General features: G+C 63.7%; 19 protein-coding genes and 1 tRNA gene. 12 read left to right on the top strand and 8 right to left on the bottom strand.

Annotated elements, in window-relative coordinates; all coding sequences use genetic code 11:
* Positions 1-263: 263 nt before the first annotated feature.
* Complete coding sequence (locus tag APH28_RS05395) at positions 264-761, top strand: DUF1289 domain-containing protein (RefSeq protein WP_156340867.1); 498 nt, start codon at positions 264-266, stop codon at positions 759-761.
* Positions 762-810: 49 nt separating this feature from the next.
* Complete coding sequence (locus APH28_RS05390) at positions 811-1,404, top strand: hypothetical protein (protein WP_060507941.1); 594 nt, start codon at positions 811-813, stop codon at positions 1,402-1,404.
* A gap of 13 nt (positions 1,405-1,417) precedes the next feature.
* Here APH28_RS05390 and queD read toward each other — a convergent pair whose 3' ends face one another.
* Together queD and APH28_RS05380 are read right to left on the bottom strand one after the other, a co-directional pair.
* Positions 1,418-1,774 (bottom strand): 6-carboxytetrahydropterin synthase QueD, encoded by a 357-nt coding sequence (gene queD / locus APH28_RS05385; protein WP_019097597.1) that lies wholly within the window; start codon positions 1,772-1,774, stop codon positions 1,418-1,420.
* 53 nt (positions 1,775-1,827) lie between these two features.
* Positions 1,828-2,907, bottom strand: coding sequence for a patatin-like phospholipase family protein (locus APH28_RS05380; RefSeq protein ID WP_060507940.1), 1,080 nt, complete (start codon positions 2,905-2,907; stop codon positions 1,828-1,830).
* A gap of 152 nt (positions 2,908-3,059) precedes the next feature.
* On the opposite strand from APH28_RS05380, the gene APH28_RS05375 reads away from it, so the two are divergent.
* The 5 genes from APH28_RS05375 to APH28_RS05355 all read left to right on the top strand — a co-directional run bounded on the left by APH28_RS05375 (position 3,060) and on the right by APH28_RS05355 (position 6,976).
* Positions 3,060-3,368: a PepSY domain-containing protein gene (locus APH28_RS05375; RefSeq protein WP_060507939.1), complete on the top strand. Its 309-nt coding sequence runs from the start codon at positions 3,060-3,062 to the stop codon at positions 3,366-3,368.
* A complete protein-coding gene (locus APH28_RS05370) occupies positions 3,368-3,682 on the top strand; it encodes a PepSY domain-containing protein (RefSeq protein ID WP_060507938.1) in 315 nt (104 codons plus the stop codon). Before APH28_RS05375 ends, APH28_RS05370 begins: the two co-directional genes overlap by 1 nt.
* 1 nt (position 3,683) lies before the next feature.
* Positions 3,684-4,352 carry a response regulator transcription factor gene (locus APH28_RS05365; RefSeq protein ID WP_060507937.1) on the top strand — a complete coding sequence of 223 codons (669 nt, stop codon included), beginning with the start codon at positions 3,684-3,686 and terminating at the stop codon, positions 4,350-4,352.
* The gene (locus tag APH28_RS05360; protein ID WP_060507936.1) at positions 4,349-5,668 is read left to right on the top strand and encodes a sensor histidine kinase; all 1,320 of its coding nucleotides are present in this window, start codon (positions 4,349-4,351) and stop codon (positions 5,666-5,668) included. Before APH28_RS05365 ends, APH28_RS05360 begins: the two co-directional genes overlap by 4 nt.
* A gap of 150 nt (positions 5,669-5,818) precedes the next feature.
* Positions 5,819-6,976, top strand: a complete 1,158-nt coding sequence (locus tag APH28_RS05355; protein WP_060507935.1) for an HPP family protein — start codon at positions 5,819-5,821, stop codon at positions 6,974-6,976.
* On the opposite strand, the gene APH28_RS05350 is transcribed toward APH28_RS05355, so the two are convergent.
* A complete protein-coding gene (locus APH28_RS05350; protein WP_060507934.1) occupies positions 6,950-7,816 on the bottom strand; it encodes a LysR family transcriptional regulator in 867 nt (288 codons plus the stop codon). The genes APH28_RS05355 and APH28_RS05350 overlap by 27 nt on opposite strands.
* A gap of 180 nt (positions 7,817-7,996) precedes the next feature.
* On the opposite strand from APH28_RS05350, the gene APH28_RS05345 reads away from it, so the two are divergent.
* Positions 7,997-9,886: a propionyl-CoA synthetase gene (locus APH28_RS05345; RefSeq protein WP_060507954.1), complete on the top strand. Its 1,890-nt coding sequence runs from the start codon at positions 7,997-7,999 to the stop codon at positions 9,884-9,886.
* 49 nt (positions 9,887-9,935) lie between these two features.
* On the opposite strand, the gene zapE is transcribed toward APH28_RS05345, so the two are convergent.
* A complete protein-coding gene (gene zapE / locus APH28_RS05340; RefSeq protein WP_060507933.1) occupies positions 9,936-11,024 on the bottom strand; it encodes a cell division protein ZapE in 1,089 nt (362 codons plus the stop codon).
* 108 nt (positions 11,025-11,132) lie between these two features.
* On the bottom strand, positions 11,133-11,375 hold the full coding sequence (locus tag APH28_RS05335; RefSeq protein WP_060507932.1) for a hypothetical protein: 243 nt from the start codon (positions 11,373-11,375) through the stop codon (positions 11,133-11,135).
* A gap of 271 nt (positions 11,376-11,646) precedes the next feature.
* Here APH28_RS05335 and APH28_RS05330 point away from each other — a divergent pair.
* Positions 11,647-11,721: transfer RNA gene (locus APH28_RS05330), tRNA-Gln, on the top strand.
* 193 nt (positions 11,722-11,914) lie between these two features.
* Here APH28_RS05330 and APH28_RS05325 read toward each other — a convergent pair.
* Genes APH28_RS05325 through APH28_RS05315 form a run of 3 tightly spaced genes read right to left on the bottom strand, consistent with a single transcriptional unit; the run spans position 11,915 to position 17,063 of the window.
* On the bottom strand, positions 11,915-14,302 hold the full coding sequence (locus APH28_RS05325) for a hybrid sensor histidine kinase/response regulator (RefSeq protein ID WP_060507953.1): 2,388 nt from the start codon (positions 14,300-14,302) through the stop codon (positions 11,915-11,917).
* A 13-nt stretch (positions 14,303-14,315) separates the two neighbouring features.
* The gene (locus APH28_RS05320) at positions 14,316-14,777 is read right to left on the bottom strand and encodes a response regulator (protein ID WP_060507931.1); all 462 of its coding nucleotides are present in this window, start codon (positions 14,775-14,777) and stop codon (positions 14,316-14,318) included.
* A 15-nt stretch (positions 14,778-14,792) separates the two neighbouring features.
* Positions 14,793-17,063 (bottom strand): ATP-binding protein, encoded by a 2,271-nt coding sequence (locus tag APH28_RS05315; protein WP_060507930.1) that lies wholly within the window; start codon positions 17,061-17,063, stop codon positions 14,793-14,795.
* 197 nt (positions 17,064-17,260) lie between these two features.
* On the opposite strand from APH28_RS05315, the gene APH28_RS05310 reads away from it, so the two are divergent.
* Genes APH28_RS05310 through APH28_RS05300 form a run of 3 tightly spaced genes read left to right on the top strand, consistent with a single transcriptional unit; the run spans position 17,261 to position 18,908 of the window.
* Positions 17,261-17,788, top strand: a complete 528-nt coding sequence (locus APH28_RS05310) for a spore coat U domain-containing protein (protein WP_060507929.1) — start codon at positions 17,261-17,263, stop codon at positions 17,786-17,788.
* Positions 17,789-17,818: 30 nt separating this feature from the next.
* Positions 17,819-18,355: a spore coat U domain-containing protein gene (locus APH28_RS05305; RefSeq protein ID WP_060507928.1), complete on the top strand. Its 537-nt coding sequence runs from the start codon at positions 17,819-17,821 to the stop codon at positions 18,353-18,355.
* 19 nt (positions 18,356-18,374) lie between these two features.
* A complete protein-coding gene (locus tag APH28_RS05300; protein WP_060507927.1) occupies positions 18,375-18,908 on the top strand; it encodes a spore coat protein U domain-containing protein in 534 nt (177 codons plus the stop codon).

Here is an 18,908-nt window from a genome sequence, read left to right as displayed (position 1 = left end):
ACGCCTGCAGAACGGGAGCTGATGAGGGCTGGCGCGGGCATGCGAGGGGAGCATGGCCCGGGCCAACGCCGTTCTACCGGATGAACTGTGCTCGTGACGCTTTGAAAACAGCTTCCAACGGACATTGTTGCCTTGAAAAGGCGGGATGATTCTACGGCAAAAAATGCCTGAAGGTAAGGCGCCGATCATGACTTTAACGGGTGACCCTGGTTAGACAAAGGGCTAACATGGCCCCGTATTCCACCGCCAAGCCGTTGTTTTCAATGTCCAACCAGTCCATCAAAACCCCTTGCGTCGGCCTTTGCTCCACTGTCTACGGAGACACGGTGTGCCGTGGCTGCAAGCGTTTCCACCATGAAGTGATCAACTGGAACGGCTACGACGACGAGCAGAAGCGCGCTGTCTGGCTGCGCCTTGAGCAACTGCTGGTACAGGTGATGATGGCCAAGCTGGAAGTGTTCGACAAAAGCCTGCTGCGTCAGCAGCTGCAGCAGCGCTCGATACGCTTCGTCGAGCAGCAGTCGGAATATTGCTGGGCCTATCAGCTGATCGCTCGTGGGGCGCGGATGATCCGTGATCTGGAGGCCTACGGCATGGTGTTGCTACCAGAGTTCCGCGACTGGGAACTGCCGCAACTGCGCGATGCCATCGATCGCGAGTTCTTCTTGCTGTCCGAGGCGCATTACCAGCGCTATATCGCTCCGTCCTTCCTCAACGAGGCCCTTGGCCTGGAGCGCATTCCAACTGCTCGACGTAGTTGAGGCTACGTAAGGTTCACTTGCCCGACAACCGGACAGGAGAGCCAGACCCATGAGTAGCTATGAATTCCAACCCGCCAAAAGCTTTGTTGCCAAATTGTACTGGCAGCCCGATGACGCCCCAGGAAATGTCAGCGCCGTGGGTGATACCGGTAATGGGGACTCGCCCTTTACCAGTGGTGGCTGGCTGCATGCAGATGAAGATAACTACACCAACCATTGGGCGGCCGAACATGTGATTGCGCGGCGGAAATTTCGCACGTTGTTCTGGTTCGGTGGCTACGAAACCGATGGCGAGTGGGATTTCGAGATTCGCGCGGCGCAGGACGAGCAGAATCACCCCCACTGGCAGCGGCGCAATCATCGGCTTGATGTCAGTCGCAACGGCTATCTGGCGCTCTATTCAGCCAGCGAACCGGCTGGCCATGATCCGCTGGCGGCCGCCTCCATGCTCTGGCGCCTGGAGGGGTTGGATATGGCCAAGGTCAAAGTAGGGGCGTTCATTGCCAACCTGCGGTTGGTAAGCCTTCATGGCAAGATTGTGAAACGCCTGGTCGAGGATGACTTCCCATACCTGAGCGAAGAGCAGGGGCAGCACGGGTGCCTGGCCTTGAAGATCGTTCGCACAGGATGTGCCGCGCCCTGAGTGGCGCAATGTCTCAGTCGCCGGTGTATTCGCAACCGCTGGTGCAGGTCTCGTGGATACGCACCTTTGACAGTTCCGGCATCAGTGGCTTGACCTGCTCCCAGATCCACTTGGCGATCACTTCGCTGGTCGGGTTCTCCAGGCCGGGAATATCGTTCAGGTAGTTGTGGTCGAGCTGATCGTAGATCGGCTTGAAGATCGCCTTGACCTCGGCGAAGTCACGAATCCAGCCAGTATGCGGGTCGAGCGGGCCGGTCAGGTGCAGGCCGACCTTGAACGAATGGCCGTGCAGTCGGCCACATTTGTGGCCTTCCGGGACGTGGGGCAGGCGGTGGGCCGATTCGAATGTGAACTCTTTGAAAATTTCCACGCGGTCATAACTCTGTGTGAATCAATAATGCGCGCAGTCTACCAGCAAGGCCGCTACAAGGCTTGCAGCCGTTCGTGCAACCGCCCGGTGGCGATCAGCTCCAGCAACTCGTCCCCCAGCCGCTGGCTTTCGGCGATCGCCTTGTACCAGTAACGCTTGCGGCTAGGGGCATCGCCCATGAAGCGCTTGAAGTCGTTGCGGTCGGGCAACTTGCCGAAGGGTAGGGCGGCCAGATACTGCGGCGAAGGGGTCATCAGCAACACGTTTTGCAGGCGCGTGGCATCGCCCTTGCGCCAGGGCAGCGCCTTGTCGAACCAGCCGGGCACCACCTTGTCGATAAAGTGCGGGTACAGAACCAGGTCGTCACCGCGGTAGGGCAGGTCGAGGTGGTAGTCGAGCAGGCCGCCGTCGCGGTAGGTGCCGGCGCCTGCACCGGGAATATCACGCACTCCTTCCATCACCATCGGGATCGAGCCCGAGGCCAGCAGGGCCTGGCGCAGGTTGGCCAGGTCCAGCGGCAGGCAGCGTGAAGGGAAGTCGGTGAGGGCATCGAGCGGCGGCGCGCTGCGCTCATCATGCAGGATGATCCGTTCAAAGTGCCGGGCCAGGCGCGAGCGCCCCAGCAGGTTGCTGGCGATCACCGAGCCCAGGCCCATGCCCAGGCGGCCGCGGTGGTCGTGCGCGAGCTGGCCGTGGCTTTTTACCACCAGAATGTTCAGGCGATAGTGCGGGTTGGCGAGAATCTGGCCGTCGCGGCCCTGCAGCAGATCGTCGAGCATGCGCTGGCAGCTGCGGCTGATTTCGGCGGGGGTAACGCCCTTGGCAAAGTCCTGCTCGGTGTACAGCTCGCCCAGGCGGCGGATGCCGGCGACCGGGTCGTCGAGGCAGGCACTGGCGAAGCGCCAGGAGCCGATCGAGGCGCCGATCAGTGCGCGTTGTCGCGGTGCCGAAGGCAGCCATTCACCGAACAGTGCCAAGTCCAGTCCCTGGATGCCCAGGGGTTTGGGCCCGCCTGCCGCACCTGGCACTACACCCACATCCGCTGCCTGCAGGCCACCTTCGCGAATTCGCTGCAGCGCGCGTTGGCCAGCTTTGAAAGTGAGAGCAGGGAATTTGATGTGAATGGCGCTCATGACGGATCTCGCAGGTAACAAGGCGGTCATTATAGGGTCTTGATCCCGCGACAGCTGCGCTATCATGACGCCAGCTGTTTTCAGGTTGAATTAAGGACCGCTGGTTAGTCTTAACCCCGTAGACAACTTGAACGTCGCTCAGGAGAGCCACCATGAAAACCTTGACTGCCCTGTTCACCGCCGCTGCCCTTGCCCTGGGTGCCAATGCCGCCTTCGCCAAGGACGTCCAGCCTGACGAAGTGGTCAAACTGGTCAATGCCAAGACCATCAAGTCGCTGGACGAACTCAAGGCCGCCGCCGTGGCCAAGCACCCAGGTGCCACTGTCAAAGATTCGGAACTGGAAAACGAATACGGCCGCTACATCTACAAGGTCGAACTGCGCGACACGCAGAACGTCGAGTGGGATGTCGACCTGGATGCCAAGACCGGTGAAGTGCTGAAGGACGAGCGGGACAGCTGATGATCCACTTACCCCGGCCGGCGCGATACCTGGCGCTGTCGTTGCTGGCCGTGTGCTCTTTGGCCGTTGCTCGGGACCTGGATCAGGATGAAGCCCTGAAACTGCGCCAGAAGGGCGTCATCCTGCCGCTCGAGCAGTTGCTGGCAACCGCCCTGGGGCGTTACCCCGGGGCGCGCCTGTTGGAGGCCGAGCTGGAAGAAGACGACGGCCGCTACGAATACGAAGTCGAACTGCTGACCCAGGAAGGCGTGGTGCGTGAGATCAAGCTCGATGCCAGCAGCGGTGCTCTGCTCAAAGACGAGGAAGACGACTGACATGCGCCTGCTGCTTGTCGAAGACAACGTGCCCCTGGCCGACGAACTGACCACCAGCCTGCAGCGTCAGGGTTACGCCGTGGACTGGCTGGCCGATGGCCGCGATGCGGTGTACCAGGGGCAGAGTGAACCCTACGACTTGATCATCCTCGACCTCGGCCTGCCGGGCTTGCCGGGGCTAGAGGTGCTGGCGCAGTGGCGTGCTGGCGGCCTGGCTACGCCGGTGCTGATCCTCACGGCGCGCGGGTCGTGGGCAGAGCGTATCGAAGGCCTGAAGGCCGGGGCCGACGACTACCTCAGCAAGCCGTTCCACCCCGAGGAGCTGCAGCTGCGCATCCAGGCGCTGCTGCGCCGCGCACGTGGCCTGGCCAATCGGCCAACCTTGGAAGCTGCGGGTCTGCACCTGGATGAAAGCCGCCAGTGCGTGAGCCGCGATGGCGTCGACATCCAGCTCACTGCCGCAGAATTTCGCCTGTTGCGCTACTTCATGCTGCACCCGCAGCAGATCCTGTCCAAGAGCCACCTGGCCGAGCACCTGTACGACGGCGAAACCGAACGCGATTCCAACGTGCTGGAAGTGCACGTCAACCACCTGCGGCGCAAGCTTGGCCGCAGCGTCATCGAGACCCGCCGTGGGCAAGGTTACCTCTATGCCGGGAGCACCGGGTGAAGTCCATCCAGGCGCGCCTTAGCCTGGGCCTGGTCGCGGTGCTCGTGGTGGTCGGCGTGGTGCTGGCGCAGCTGACCCTGTGGCTGTTCGAGGCGGGCTTGCAGCGCTATCTGGAAAACGGCCTGCGCAAGGAAAGCGAGAACCTGCTGGTGGCGTTGGTGCGTGGGCCTAACGGCCTGCAGCTGGATGAGCGGCGCATTTCCGCGGCCTACCAGCGGCCCTTCTCGGGTTACTACTTCCGTATCGATTTCGAACAGGGCACCTGGCGCTCGCGTTCGCTGTGGGACCTGGACATGCCCAAACCGGCCGCGCCAGGGCTGTCCGACAGCCACGAACTGGGCCCGGAAGGGCAGCAACTGCTGGCATTGCGCGCCGATTACCGGCGCCTGGGCCAGGACATCTCGATCAGCGTGGCGCAAGACTATTCGCCGGTGCGCGAGGGTTTTCGTCGGCTGCAGCAGATTGGCCTGGGCATGGGCCTGGTGGCATTGCTGATCGTACTGGTGCTGCAGCGCATCACCGTCACCCGCTCGCTGCGCCCGCTGGAGCGTGCGCGCCAGCAGATTGTCCAGCTGCAGCAGGGCCAGCGCTCGCAGCTCGATGACGAGGTGCCCAGCGAGCTGACGCCGCTGGTGGACCAGATCAACCACTTGCTCAGCCACACCGAAGACAGCCTGCGCCGTTCGCGCAATGCCTTGGGCAACCTTGGCCATGCGCTGAAGACGCCGCTGGCGGTGTTGCTCAGCTTGGCCTCTAGCGAACGCTTGAAGGACCTGCCAGAGGTACAGGCGCAGTTGCGTGACCAGCTGGAACAGATTCAGCAGCGCCTGGCCCGCGAGCTGAACCGGGCACGCCTGGCGGGCGATGCCTTGCCCGGGGCGCAGTTCGATTGTGATGCCGAGCTGCCAGGCTTGCTCGCAACCTTGGGCATGATCCATGGCGAGGGCTTGCTGCTTGAGTACGATGTACCGCCGGGCCTGCTGCTGCCGTGGGATCGCGAAGATGTGCTGGAGCTGCTCGGCAACCTGTTGGACAACGCCTGCAAGTGGGCCGACAGCGAAGTGCAGCTGGGGATCGCGGCGACTGCCGAGGGGTATCAGTTGTGGGTCGATGATGACGGCCCAGGCATTCCCGAAAACCTGCGCCTGCAGGTGCTGGAACGCGGCTCGCGACTGGATGAGCAGGTCGATGGGCATGGGTTGGGACTCGGGATCGTGCGCGATATCGTCGAGGCCTGGGGCGGGCGCCTGGCGTTGCTGGAAAGCCCCTTGGGCGGGCTGCGGGTGAGCATTGAGTTGCCGCGCAAGGCTCGGTAGTGCCAGGGCCGCTTCGTGACCCCAGTGCCCAGATCGGCACTGCAAAAAAATTGCAGTACAGCCGCATTTTTTTGAATTAGCCCTGTCTTCCTCCACCCGGCACAATCCCCTCGTTTTTAATCAGAAAAACTACAGATCACGATTACTTGAATGTCTGCCATGCGTTCCGTAAGTCTTCTTCAGCGGCTGTTGCCAGCGCCCCTGAATACCCCTCCCAAAGAATGGTTGCGTGCCGGTATCGGCGCGTTGCTTGGCCTGTTGCTCGCCGGTTGGCTGACCAGCCTGGCCTATGGCCCGGGCATTGCCCTGCACCTGCTCGGCCCGCTGGCTGCCTCGGCGGTGCTGGTGTTTGCCGTGCATTCCGGGCCTCTGGCGCAGCCGTGGCCAGTGCTCGGCAGCTATGCCTTGGCCGGTGCGGTCGGCCTGGCCATGCGTCAGGGCTTGGGCGCCGAACTGTGGGTGGCCGCTGCGGCCCTGGGCCTCTCGATTCTGGTGATGTGCGTGTTGCGCTGTCTGCACCCGCCGGGCGGTGGCGTGGCAGTGAGTGCGGTGCTGGCCGACCCAGGGCTGACGGCCATGGGGGATCACCTGCTGGAGCCGGTGATGCTCAATGTGCTGATTCTGGTGAGCGTGGCGGTGATCTACAACCGCCTGACCGGTGTGCGTTACCCGAAGGGCACGGTGCCGCGCAAGGACCTGCACCACACCCATGACCCGCTGCCCAGCGAGCGCGTCGGCATCAACGGCGCCGACCTGGATCAGGCGCTGGAGGAGTTGGGCGAATTTGTCGACGTCACCCGCGACGAGCTGGAGCGCATCATCCTGGCCACCGAACAGCACGCCCTGCAGCGCAGCCTCGGCGGCATCACTGCCGGGGCGGTGATGTCCCGTGACGTGCAGTTCGCTTCACCGGATACCACGCTGGAGCAAGCCTGGAAGATGCTCAGCAGCCATCATCTGAAGGCCCTGCCGGTCCTGCAGGAGGGCAAGCTGGTGGGCATCGTCAGCCTCAGCGACCTGGTCGGCCCGGCCATGCAGCGCGGCCCGTTCAGCTGGCGTGGCCTGTTCGGCCGCAAGGCGGTGCGCATGGAGCAGGTGATGAGCCGGCGGGTGATCAGCGTCAGCATCCAGCATCCCCTGGAGCGCCTGTTGCCGCTGCTGTGTGAGCAGGGCCTGCATTGCCTGCCGGTGCTCGACGGGGACCAGCTGGTGGGGGTCGTCACCCAGACTGACCTGATCGCCGGCCTCAAGCGCCAGCTGCTAAGCGCCGCTGGCAGTGCCTCAGAGAACCGGGTCCCAGCGTTGTGACCAATCGCTGGCGCCGGCTGCCACCAGCCGGCGCAGCACGGTGAAGGCCTGCTGCAGGGCCTCGCTGTCGCGCTTGCGCGGGTATACCAGGTAGGTCGGGTAAGTGAATTCCGGCGCCTGCGGCACCCGCTCGAACACGCCGTTCTGCAGATAAGCCTGCACCACGCGGGTACGGAAGTAGCCGCTGCCTCCCTGATCGAGGATGAACTGCAAGGCCAGTGGGCCGAGGTTGAAGCTCAGTGCCGGACGTGCGCAGTCGGGCAGGGCGGCGTCATGCTGGCGGCGGAACGCCTCGCCCCAGTCAATGTAGATGTAGGGTTCGGGTAGGTCGACCCTGCGCACGCGGATCAGCTTTTCTTCCATCAACTGCTCCACCTGCAACCCTGGGCCGTAGGTCGGCTGGTACACCAGTGCGGCGTCGAGCAGGCCCATCTCCACCTTGCGCAGCAACGACTCACCATCGCTTACCTCGCTGCGGATGGCATGGCTGGGCAGCTCGCGGTGCAAGGCAGTGACCCAGTCAAGCAGCATCGGATTGCCCAGGCTCACTTCCGCGCCCACATGCAGCATCTGCTGGCAGCCTTCGGGCAGCGGCAGGTCACGACGCGCTGCCTCCCAGGTCTGCACCAGCTGGTTGGCGTAGCTGACGAAGGCCTCGCCATCACTGGTCAGGCTGGCGCCGTTGCGGCTGCGCACGAACAACTGGCAGCCCAGTTGCTGCTCCAGGCGTTGCACACGGGCGGTGATAGCGGTCTGCGACACGAACAGGCGCTCGGCGGCGGCAACCAGGCTGCCGCAACGTACAATCTCCAGAAAGGTTCGGGCCTGCTCAATGTCCATGGGTTGCTCTGTGGTGGAGAAGGGGGCTTATTCTAGAGGCTTTGCACCGTTGTGGGGCGTTTTTGCCTTGTCTGCAAATTTGCAGGTCCGTTGTGACTTTAGTCCCATGGCGGCCCCGGTGTGGCGGGCCATACTCGTTGTTCGCCCTTCAATAACAACAAGTACCGGGTTTTCACCACCATGACCTATCAGCACAGCTACGCCCAATCCATTGCCGACCCTGCTGCCTTCTGGGCTGAACAGGCCGAATCCCTGGCCTGGTACCGCAAGCCCTCGCTGACCCTGCAGAACAACCCCGACGGCACCCACCGCTGGTTCGCCGACGGCCAATTGAACAGCTGTTACCTGGCCCTCGACCGGCAGATTGAACTGGGCCGCGGCGAGCAGCTGGCGCTGATCTACGACTCACCGGTGACCGCTGCGCAGCAGGCCTTCACCTACAACCAGTTGCGCGACGAAGTGGCGCGCCTGGCCGGCCTGCTGCGTCAGTTGGGCGTGGGCAAGGGCGACGGGGTGATCATCTACATGCCGATGGTGCCCCAGGCGGCCATGGCCATGCTTGCCTGCGCGCGAATCGGCGCGGTGCATTCGGTGGTGTTCGGTGGCTTTGCCGCCAACGAGCTGGCGCTGCGCATCGACGATGCGCGGCCGACGCTCTTGCTCACCGCGTCCTGTGGCCTGGAGTTCGACCGGGTGATCGAGTATAAACCGCTGGTTGACCGCGCCCTGCAGGTGGCCTGCCACCAACCCCGTAATGTGCTGGTGCTGCAACGGCCACAGGCCCGCGCGCAGCTGCAACCGGGCCGTGATCTGGACTGGCAGCAGGCGCTGGCCGGTGCCGAACCGGTAGCACCCGTGGCGCTGGACGCTGGTGATCCGCTGTACATCATGTATACCTCCGGCACCACGGGCAAACCCAAGGGTATCGTTCGCGAAAATGGCGGCAATGCGGTCGCGCTTTGCTATGCGATGCGCCATATCTATGGCATGCAGGCTGGCGATGTGTGGTGGGGCATTTCCGATGTCGGCTGGGTGGTGGGCCATTCGCTGATCGTCTATGGGCCGCTGATGAGCGGCTGCACCACGGTGTTCTATGAGGGCAAGCCGATCCGCACTCCGGACGCCTCGGCGTACTGGCGGGTGGTCGAGCAGTACAAGGTCAACGCCCTGTTCTGCGCACCGACCGCCATGCGGGCGATCCGCAAGGAAGACCCGGAGGGTGAACTGATCCGCAAGCATGACCTGAGCTCGCTGCGCCAGCTGTTCCTGGCCGGAGAAAAGCTCGACTCCAGTACCCATGAATGGCTGGAGCGGGTCACGGACAAACCGGTGCACGATCATTGGTGGCAGACCGAAACCGGCTGGCCGGTGACCGCGCCTTGCGTTGGGCTGGAAGGCAGTGCGGCGCGGCCGGGTTCGAGCAATCGCGCAGTGCCGGGCTACCACGTGCGGGTACTGGATGACGACGGGCATCTGCTGGGGCCCGATCAACAGGGTTCCATCGTCATCGCCCTGCCGCTGCCGCCCGGCTGTAGCCAGACCTTGTGGGGTGACCATGAGCGCTACCTGCAGGCGTACCTGCAGACCTACCCGGGCTATTACCACACCGGCGATGGCGGTTACCTCGATGAAGAGGGCTTCGTCTACATCATGGGCCGCACTGACGACGTGATAAACGTCTCCGGGCATCGCCTGTCCACGGGCGAGATGGAAGACCTGGTCGCCCGTCACCCGGCGGTGGCCGAGTGTGCGGTGATCGGTGTCCATGACGAAATCAAGGGCCAGGTGCCGCTGGCGCTGGTGGTGCTCAAGGATGGCGAAGGTATAGCCGAAGCGCAGTTGCTGGTTGAACTGGTGGGCCGTGTGCGTGACGAGATCGGCGCGCTGGCGTGCTTCAACCGGGTGCGGCTGGTGAAGCGTTTGCCCAAGACGCGGTCGGGGAAAATCCTGCGGGCGGTGCTGCGCAAGATTGCCGATGGGCAGGTGTATGTGCCGCCATCGACTCTGGATGATCCAGCGGTGTTGGGGGAGATTGAGGCGGTGTTGGCGGATCTGCCACGGGCTGGATGATGGGTTGACCTGACCGGCCTCTTCGCGGCTATAGCCGCGAAGAGGCCCATCAGGCAATACCGTTAACAGGCCCGATCTGTTGCAACTGCCCCAAGCGGCTGCGGGTCCGCATCAGATCCGCCAGCGGCCCGCCGAGGCTTTCTTCCAGTGGTCGCCTACCGAGCACGGTCACCTGCCGATCCTGGTCATACAGCACATCCACCAGATTGACAAAGCGCTGCTGCGCCGCCAGCGAGCATTCCGCCAGGTCATCCAGTCCATCGATGATCCACTCGTCGTACTGCCCAGCCAGCACCAGGTAGTCGATCACCGCCGTGGCTTTCTCGCACAAGTCGTCGAAGGCCAGCACCACGCGTCGGTCATCGACGGCCAGGGCGCGTAGCGGGCGTTTATTGATCTCCAGCACCACCGGTTGATCATCGGGGATGTTCAGCGCCTGGCGCTGCGTCGCATCCCCAGGCCACACATAGTGCCCCTGGGTAAAGCGCTGGTGCTCGCGGTTGGCCGGCAGGCTGCGAAAGTCCGTGTCGCCGCCGACTTCGAGCACGTCCATCGAGCTGTTTATCAAGCGGATCACTGGCAAGAAACGCTCGTGGTACAGCGGGTTGGGCAGCAACCCTTCAGGCGCATAGTTGGAGGTCACCAACAGGAAGATGCCGCGGGCGAACAGGGCGTTGAAAAGCCGAGTCAGCAGCATGGCATCGCCAATGTCATGCACATGGAATTCATCGAAACACAGCACCTGGCAGTCGCCCAGCAGCTCGTCCAGGGTGGCGCCCAACGCATCGTCCAGCAGGCGATGCTGGTGCATGCCCTGGTGCAGGCGGGAGAAAAAGTCATGGAAGTGCAGGCGTCGCTTGGCCGTTACGGGCACCGCCTGGTAAAAGCCATCGAGCAGCCAGCTCTTGCCGCGGCCGACCGCACCATGCAGATAGAGGCTGCGAGGCTGGCCCCCCTCCAGCAGACGCGCAATCTGCGCAGCCATGCTGTCGATGACCCGGCGCTGACCGTCGCTGAGTTGGTAGCCACGGCTCTGCGCCTTGTCCTCGAACTCGCTGAGCAATTCACTCTGGTTAGCTGACGCGCCGCGCAAGCGCTGGCCAAGCTGGCGCAGCGGGGAGGGGATCCAGGCAGTCAAAAGCTAAGCTCCTTGGGCAAAGGCAGGGCAGCGTGCAGCTTGCCCGAGGGCGGCCATTTTGACTAATAGATAAAATGCCGGGCAACGATCGCCTGGGGCGATAGGTCGCTAGACCTTGCGCTCCAGCTGCCGCTCGATCATGTACTTCACGGTCAACCGGCGTTCCTTGAGGTGGCGCAGGTCTTCGTCTTCGAAATTGCCCGCGGAGATCGATTCGGCGGCCAGCACCTGGTTGTCGATGTCCACGTACTCGTCGAGCAGGCGGTCGAGGGTCTTGTCCTGCTGGCGGCGCTGCTGGACGATTTCGCGCGGGTAGTGCAGGTCTTGGTACAGATCGTGAGAAACGGGCATTGGGGTCCTCCTTGTCTATGCAGTTTGCTTATCTGATTGGAAAGGAGGAATGCGATTTGTGTTGAAGCGAAGCGGTAAAAAAGCGACGGGTGGTTGCACGGACGGCCCGCAGCTTCCACGTGTGAACACTAACTTGCTGTTTTAAAGCATTTTTTTTCACGAAAGGGGTTTACAGGGCGATTCTATGTGTTAAAGTGCCGCGCATTCCAAGACAACAACCCAGTTGTCAATCAGTTGGAATTGTCAGGGCAGCATCAGCTGCATCCGATACAGGGGCGTCGCCAAGCGGTAAGGCAGCAGGTTTTGATCCTGCCATGCGTTGGTTCGAATCCAGCCGCCCCTGCCATTTTCTCTATTCAAATACCTATTTTTGATTCGGTGCAGACGACAGTCGGCGCTGGGTTTTGTCGTTTCTGTTTCCTGCGCCGGCCTCTTCGCGGGCGCGCCCGCTCCCACAGGTACTGCACTGTCTTCAAGGGCGGCGATGTTCCTGTGGGAGCGGGCGTGCCCGCGAAAGGGCCGGTACAGGCAAAGCGAAACTAACCGGCCACCCGCAGCAGTTCATTCAATACCCTGGCCAGCTCATCCGCCTGCACCGGCTTCTGCATCACTAGGCTCCCCGGCACTTCCAGCCCTTCCAGCTCCGCATACCCGGTCAGGAATACCACCGGTAACCGCGGGTAGCGGTCGCGTGCCGCCAGGGCCAACTGCCCGCCATTGAATTCGGGCATGGCAAAGTCAGTCAGCAGCAGATCGATACCGTCGTCCAGCAGGGCCAGCGCCTGCTCACCGTTGTGCGCCTGGCGCACCTGGTAGCCATACTGGCGCAGCACATCACCCAACATGTCGCGCACCAGATGATCATCATCCACCAGCAGTACGGTACGGTCCCGGCCACTGTCATCATTCAACTGGATGGCGACTGGCGGGGCAGGGTCGGCGGCGACTTCCTCCTTCACGGCTGGCAAGTACACCGATACCTGGGTGCCATGCCCCAGTTCGGTATCGATGCGCACACCGCCGCCGGACTGCTTGGCGAAGCCGAACACCTGCGCCAGGCCTAGGCCTGAGCCTTTGCCGATGTCCTTGGTGGTGAAGAACGGCTCGAACACCTTGGCCTGCACCTCTTCGCTCATGCCGCAACCGGTATCGCGAATGCTCAGCATCACGTACTCGCCAGGCTCCGGGTCTTCCGGGCGCTGCGGGCGGGCGTTGATCCGCGTGTTGCGGGTCGACAGGGTCAGCTGGCCGCCTTCGGCCATGGCATCGCGGGCGTTGATGGCCAGGTTGAGGATGATCATCTCGGTCTGGGTCGGATCGGTCAGGGCCTGCCATAGGCTGTGATCCAGGTCCAGGCGCACGGAAATGTTGCCGCCGAGGGTGCGGCGCAACAGTTCTTCCAGGCCGGTGAGCGTGCGGTTCAAGTTCAGCGGCACCGGTTCCAAGCGCTGGCGACGGGAGAAGGCAAGCAGCTGCGAAGTCAGCTTGGCGCCGCGGTCACCGGCTTCGCGAATGTGCGTCAGACGGCTACGGGCCTTGTCCAGGTCGCCTTTGGCCAGGTCGCGTTCAAGGAAGCTGGCGCCGGTGAGGATGACCGTGAGCAGGTTGTTGAAGTCGTGGGCGACTCCGGCGGTGAGCTGGCCGACCGCTTCCAGCCGCTGCATCTGCTGCAGCGCCGCTTCAATGCGTTCGCGCTCGGTGATCTGTTCCCGCAGGCGGGTATTGGCTTCGGCCAGGCCCAGGGCCGTTTCCCGTTCGCTGGTGATGTCCCGCGCCACCACGTAAAGCAGCGTGTCTTCCGGCACCACCACCCAGGACAGCCAGCGCAACTGGCCACCCGCGTGCTGGATACGGCCGACAAAGCGCGCGCTGGTGCGGCCGTGCGCGAGGGCGGCCAGCTCGGTGAGCAGCGCTTGCTGATCCGCCTCGGGCAGCAGGTGCAGCAGCGAAGCCTGGCTCAGGCGCTCGCGGGTAAAGCCCAGGCTGGCCTCCCAGGCCGGGTTCAGGGCTACCGGGGTCAGGTCCTTGTTGAGCACCGCGAGCAGGTCCTGGGACAGCTCCCAGGCGCGGTCACGCTCGCGGGTGCGGCGCTCGACCCGTTCGCCGAGCATCTCGTTGAGCTGCTTGAGCGCCTGGGTAGCCTGGCGCTGGGTATGGATGTCCTGCAGCACGCCAGAAAACCGCGTGCACTGGCCGTCGACGAACTGGCACTGGCCGCTGCTGAGCAGCCAGCGTGGTTCCAGGCCATTGGGCTGGGAGATGCGGAACTCGACCCGGTACAGACCGTCACTGTCCGGTTGCATGGCGTTCTCGACGGCCTCGCGCACCTTGGCCTGGTCGTCGGGGTAGATGCCGGCATAGAACACCTGCATGTTCATCTCGGTCTCGACCGGCAAGCCGAACAGGACCTTGCAGCGGTCATCCCAGATCAACAAGCCGTTTTGCGGGCTGAACACCCAGGTGCCCATGCCGGCGGCATCGATGGCAATGCGCGCACGCGCTTCGACATCGGCCAGGGCCTCTTCGGCGCGGCGCCGGCGCTGGCGCTCCTGCACTTCGGTAAGGGCCCGGCGCACGGCCTTGGGCAGCAGCGGAAGGTTCTTCTTCAGGACATAGTCGGTGGCGCCCAGGCGGATCATTTCCACCGCGTGCTCTTCGCCGTAGATGCCCGAGAGGAAGATGAACGGCGTGTCGGGCGCCAAGCGTTGGGCGATGGCCAGCACCTCGGTGCCGGAAGAGCCGGGCAGCACGCAGTCGCACAGGATCAGGTCAAAGCTGGCCTCGTGCAGGGCGTGCTCGACCCCGATATGGTCGAACACCAGCTGCGACTGCAGCTGTAGCCCGCTGCGCTCCAGGCGCATCAGGGTCAGTTCGGCGTCCATCGAGCTGTCTTCGACCATCAACAATTTGAGTGGCGTTGGCAACATCTTTGCACTGACCTCAGAGGCTGCCACGGCGGTTCAGGCGTAGCGAGCCGGGTGGCGGCTCGTTGAGCACTGCCCAGAACACGCCAAGGTCGGAAATCGCCGCGACGAACTCCTTGAACTCCACCGGTTTGACCACATAGGCATTGACCCCCAGCTCATAGGCACGCAGCAGGTCGGGCTCTTCCCGCGAAGAGGTCAGCATCACTGTGGGTATGCTGCGCAGTTCGGGCGTGCCACGCACTGCCTTGAGCACTTCCAGGCCATCGACCTTGGGCAGCTTCAGGTCCAGTAGAAGGACCGCCGGGTTGCCGTCGTCACGGCTGGCATAAGCGTTGCGGCGCAACAGGTAGTCGAGGGCGTCGGCGCCGTCACGCAAGACGATAACCTCGTTGGCCAACTGGCTGCGTTCCAGGGCCAGGAGCGTCAGCTCCAGGTCCCGGGGATTGTCTTCGACCAGCAGGATCGGCTTGAGCATGGTGATACGGATACCTCAGGTGGTTGCCGGGTGATGGGGCAGGGTGAAGTGGAAGCTCGCGCCTTGGTCGACCTGGCCTTCGGCCCAGACTCGCCCGTCATGGCGTTCGATGATCCGCCGCACGCTGGCCAGGCCGATCCCGGTGCCTTCGAACTCTTCCATGCGATGCAAGCGCTGGAACACCCCGAACAGCTTGTTGGCGTAGGCCATGTCGAAGCCTACACCATTGTCGCGGATATAGATCTCGGTCTCGTCCATATGCTGCCGGGCGCCGACCGTGATCTGGGCAGGTTCGCGGCCACGGGTGTATTTGATGGCGTTGGAAATCAGGTTATGCAGAGCCAGGTTGATGAAGGCAGGGTCGGCAATGACCTTGGGCAGCGGTGCGATGTCCCAGACAATTTCGCGGCCTTCATAATCCGGGGCCAGATCCTGGCGGATGGTGTCGACCAGTACATTGAGGTCGACATCTGACAGGCGCAGTGCCGAACGGCCCATCTGCGAGAAATTGAGCAGGTTGTCGACCAGGCTGCCGGCAAAGTGCGCGGCTTCCTCGATGTGCTGCAGAAACCGCTTGCCGCGCTCGCTCAAGCCCTGACCCTCGATCTCGCCGAGCAGCTCGGTGTAGCCGGCGATATGGCGCAGTGGCGCGCGCAGATCGTGAGACACGCTGTAGGAAAAGGCTTCCAGTTCTTTGTTCGAGCGGCGCAGCTCGTTGGCCAGTTGTGCCAGCTCCTCGGCCTTGCGCAGGACGATGCCGAGCACTGCCGTGCGCAGTTCCAGCACGCCTTCGATGACCAGCGGGTCCCAGGGTTCGCAGTAGCCGCTGATCCGTTCCTGCCAACGATCAAAGCTGTGCCGCGGGTCGAGCGCACCTTGGGCGCCGATCTGCTTGTCGGGGCGCCCGGCCCAGTCGACCGTGTGCACCTGCTCGGGGCGGAACCACAGCAGGTAGTGTGAATGGATCTGCGAAATGGCGACCGCCAGCACGCCACCGGCATGGTCGGCAAGCTCAGGCAGCCCATCGATGTCACGGCGCAGGTTGTCGCTGTGGAATATCGGTTCTTCACCGCGCTCGCCCAGCCAATGCACCAGCGCAGTGACCTGCGCCGCCGGCGGGGTCTGGCCGAACAGGTCGCAGCGCTCGGCAGAGATCACCGCCACGCCGCTGGCGCCGGCGAATGCCAGCAGCACGTCGGGCAGGTCACGCAGGCCATCGCTGACGCTGTCGTGGTCGGCCATCGACGAAATCATGCGCACGATGTGCTGGCGCAGGTCGAGCAACTGGCGCGTCCTGGCGTGCGATTCGCGGGCCTCGATCTGCAGCGACAGCACGCTGGCCAGCAGTTCGCAAGCGGTGCGGGTGCGGAACTCGACCGCACGTGGCTGGGCATGGTGGCAGGAGATCAGGCCCCAGAGCTGGCCATCGACCACGATCGACAGCGACATCGAGGCCAGGGTGCCCATGTTGCGCATGTACTGCAGGTGGACCGGTGACACACTGCGCAGGGCAGCGAAACTCATGTCCAGGGGTTTGCCGGTGCGTGGGTTGATGGCCGGCAGCAACGCCGAGGCCTGGTAGTTGGCGTCCTCAATCACGCGGATGCGGTTGACCCGGTACAGCTCGCGGGCCTGGCGCGGGATGTCGGCAGCGGGAAAGCGCAGGCCGAGGTAACGGGGATAACCGGCGTCGGCCAGCTCGGCAAGCACCTGGCCGTTGCCTTCGGCGTCGAAGCGGTAGGCCTTGACCCGGCCAAAGCCGGTGATGCGCTTGACCTGCAGCACGCACTGCTGCAGCAACTCTTCGAGGCTGTCGGCGTTGTGCAGGCTGCTGACGAAACCGCGTACCAGCGGGTAGTAGTCGCCCTGGTCGGCCAGGTCCGCGGGCCGGCGAAACGGCTCGAACTCGGCGATCAGCACCTGGTCGTGTCGGTGGGCCAGCAACCGCAGGGCGTCGCTGCAGGGCGCGCCGTGACGCAAGTGCACATCGCCGATATGAAATGGAAAAGCCTCGTCACCTGGCAGGCGTTCGAGCTGGCGGCGCAGGTCAAAGCTGTCGCTGACCACGTCGGCGAAGGCGCAGCCGACCAACGCTCGCGCTGGCACGCCCAGCCACTGCTCTACGTTCTCGCTGGCCTGGAGAATGCGCAGGTCGTGCTCATCCACCACCAGCAGAAAACCGTGCGGCTGAATACTGCCAGGTACCTGGATCGGCTCCTGGGCGCAGCGCTCCACGGCGGCGGCGAGCGTGTTGTCTGCAGTCGTCAATGGAAACGCTCCTGTGATGTTCTTCCATGCATGCTGGGTACCGGCCCTCTGCCATTGGAGGCATAGGATGCCCGAGGGTTCGCCTTAGCAGGGAAATTTCTGCCCGCTTCGCCAGGGCTTTGTCGTTAACACCAAAGAATGGCACCCCGCCATCACGATTCTGTCACCTGCTGCTACGCTCAAGAAAAACACCGTAGGACAACAAGGATCACCCAGTGACGGAACGCTTTTTTGCCGTGCTGTTGGGCCTGTTATTGAGCGGCATTGCCGGGGCGGCGGACTTCCTCGTGGAAGTGCGGGTGCTGGTCGAACGTGGCTGCATGCTGACCCACCAACAGCGCGATGCGGGCGCACAGGCCCTGGGTGTGATCGACCTGGGCGCCGCTGCACGCCTGGATGGGCCCGGCGCGCTATTGAGTGGCGTGCTGATCAATCGACGGCCACCGCGCCTCGAATGCAACCCCGGCACGCCTTACCAGGTGCGGGTCGACGGCGGCCAGCACGGCGGCGTCGGCGAACTGCGGTTCCTGGGTAGCGACGATGCCAAGGCCAGGCCGATCCCCTATCGGTTGTACCGCGATGCTGCCTGGCGCGAGCCGGTAGTCGTCGGTCAGGCCCATGCCGCAAGCGTGCCGGACAGTGGTTCCGTCGAACTGCCGCTCTACGCCCGTATCGACAAGCTGGCCTGGGTGCCGCGCGCGGGCCAGTACGCCGATCTGCTTAAAATCACGGTCACCTGGTAGCGAGGCCGCCATGCACAAGGACGTCATGTAATGAACCGCACTTCGCTCCTGCTGCTCAGCCTCGGCCCGCTGCTGTTGCCCAGTGGCGTGGCGCATGGCACTACCACCGGCTTCATCCAGGCACGCCTGGTGATCAGTGCAGCCTGCGAGATCAACAGCGGCGACCAGCCGCCTGCCACCCTGGGCAACCCTGGCCTGATGGACTTCGGCCAGCGCGGTCCGAATTGGGACAGCCCTTTGCGCACGCGGGTTGATGAAGCCGGCGGTGAAGGCAGCCTGCAAATCAGCTGCACGCCCGAGGTGCGGGCTTTCAACGTGCGCATCAATGGTGGCCTGAACGGTGACGATGGTGTGCGCAGGCTCTCCAACGGCCGTGAAATGATCCCCTATCAACTGGCGGTCGACCCCGGCGGCAACAGCCGCTACGGCATCGGCCAGGCCCGTGCCTTCACCATCAGCAGCACCGAGCAGATTCCGATCCCCATTTATGGCGTAGTGGTGGCGCAACCGCGCGCACTGCCGGCCGGGCTGTACCGCGACACCCTGAGAGTGACCCTGGACTGGTAAACGACGCAAGGAGACTCCGATGCGAACGACTTTCACCCGCTGCATGCTCGCCGGCCTCGGCCTGGCCATGGTAGCTCACGCCCAGGCCGCCACGGTGACCGGGACCATCTCCTCGACCCTGACCTTGACCTCGGCCTGCCAGGTCAATGGTGCCGGCGGTACCACCGGGCTGAATTTCGGTACGCTGAACTTCGGTACCACAGGCGCCCTGTTCACCACAGCCAACGCCCAGGTGCTCGCCTCTGGGGGCGGCGCCATGACCATTCTCTGCTCGGCCGGCACCGTGCCGGCAATCCGCGTTCGTGCCGGCGCTCACGATGGCCAGTCCACCGGCGGCACGCGTGCGTTGGCCGACGGTGCGGGTAACTTCGTTCCCTATGACTTCTATACCGATGCCGGTGCCACCACGCTGCTGGCGATTGACGGCACCATTACCTTGCCGACCAGCACCGGCGTGGCGCAGACGGTCAACCTTTATGGCCAGGCACGCGGCAAGGCAGGCTTGCCGGCCGGGACATATACCGACTCGGTAGCGGTCGAGTTGTCGTTCTGA

Source organism: Pseudomonas sp. NBRC 111124 (assembly GCF_001320245.1).
Taxonomy (GTDB): Bacteria; Pseudomonadota; Gammaproteobacteria; order Pseudomonadales; family Pseudomonadaceae; genus Aquipseudomonas.
The sequence above is the reverse complement of the archived record's forward strand: the minus strand, read 5'-3'. Positions and strand labels throughout refer to the sequence as shown.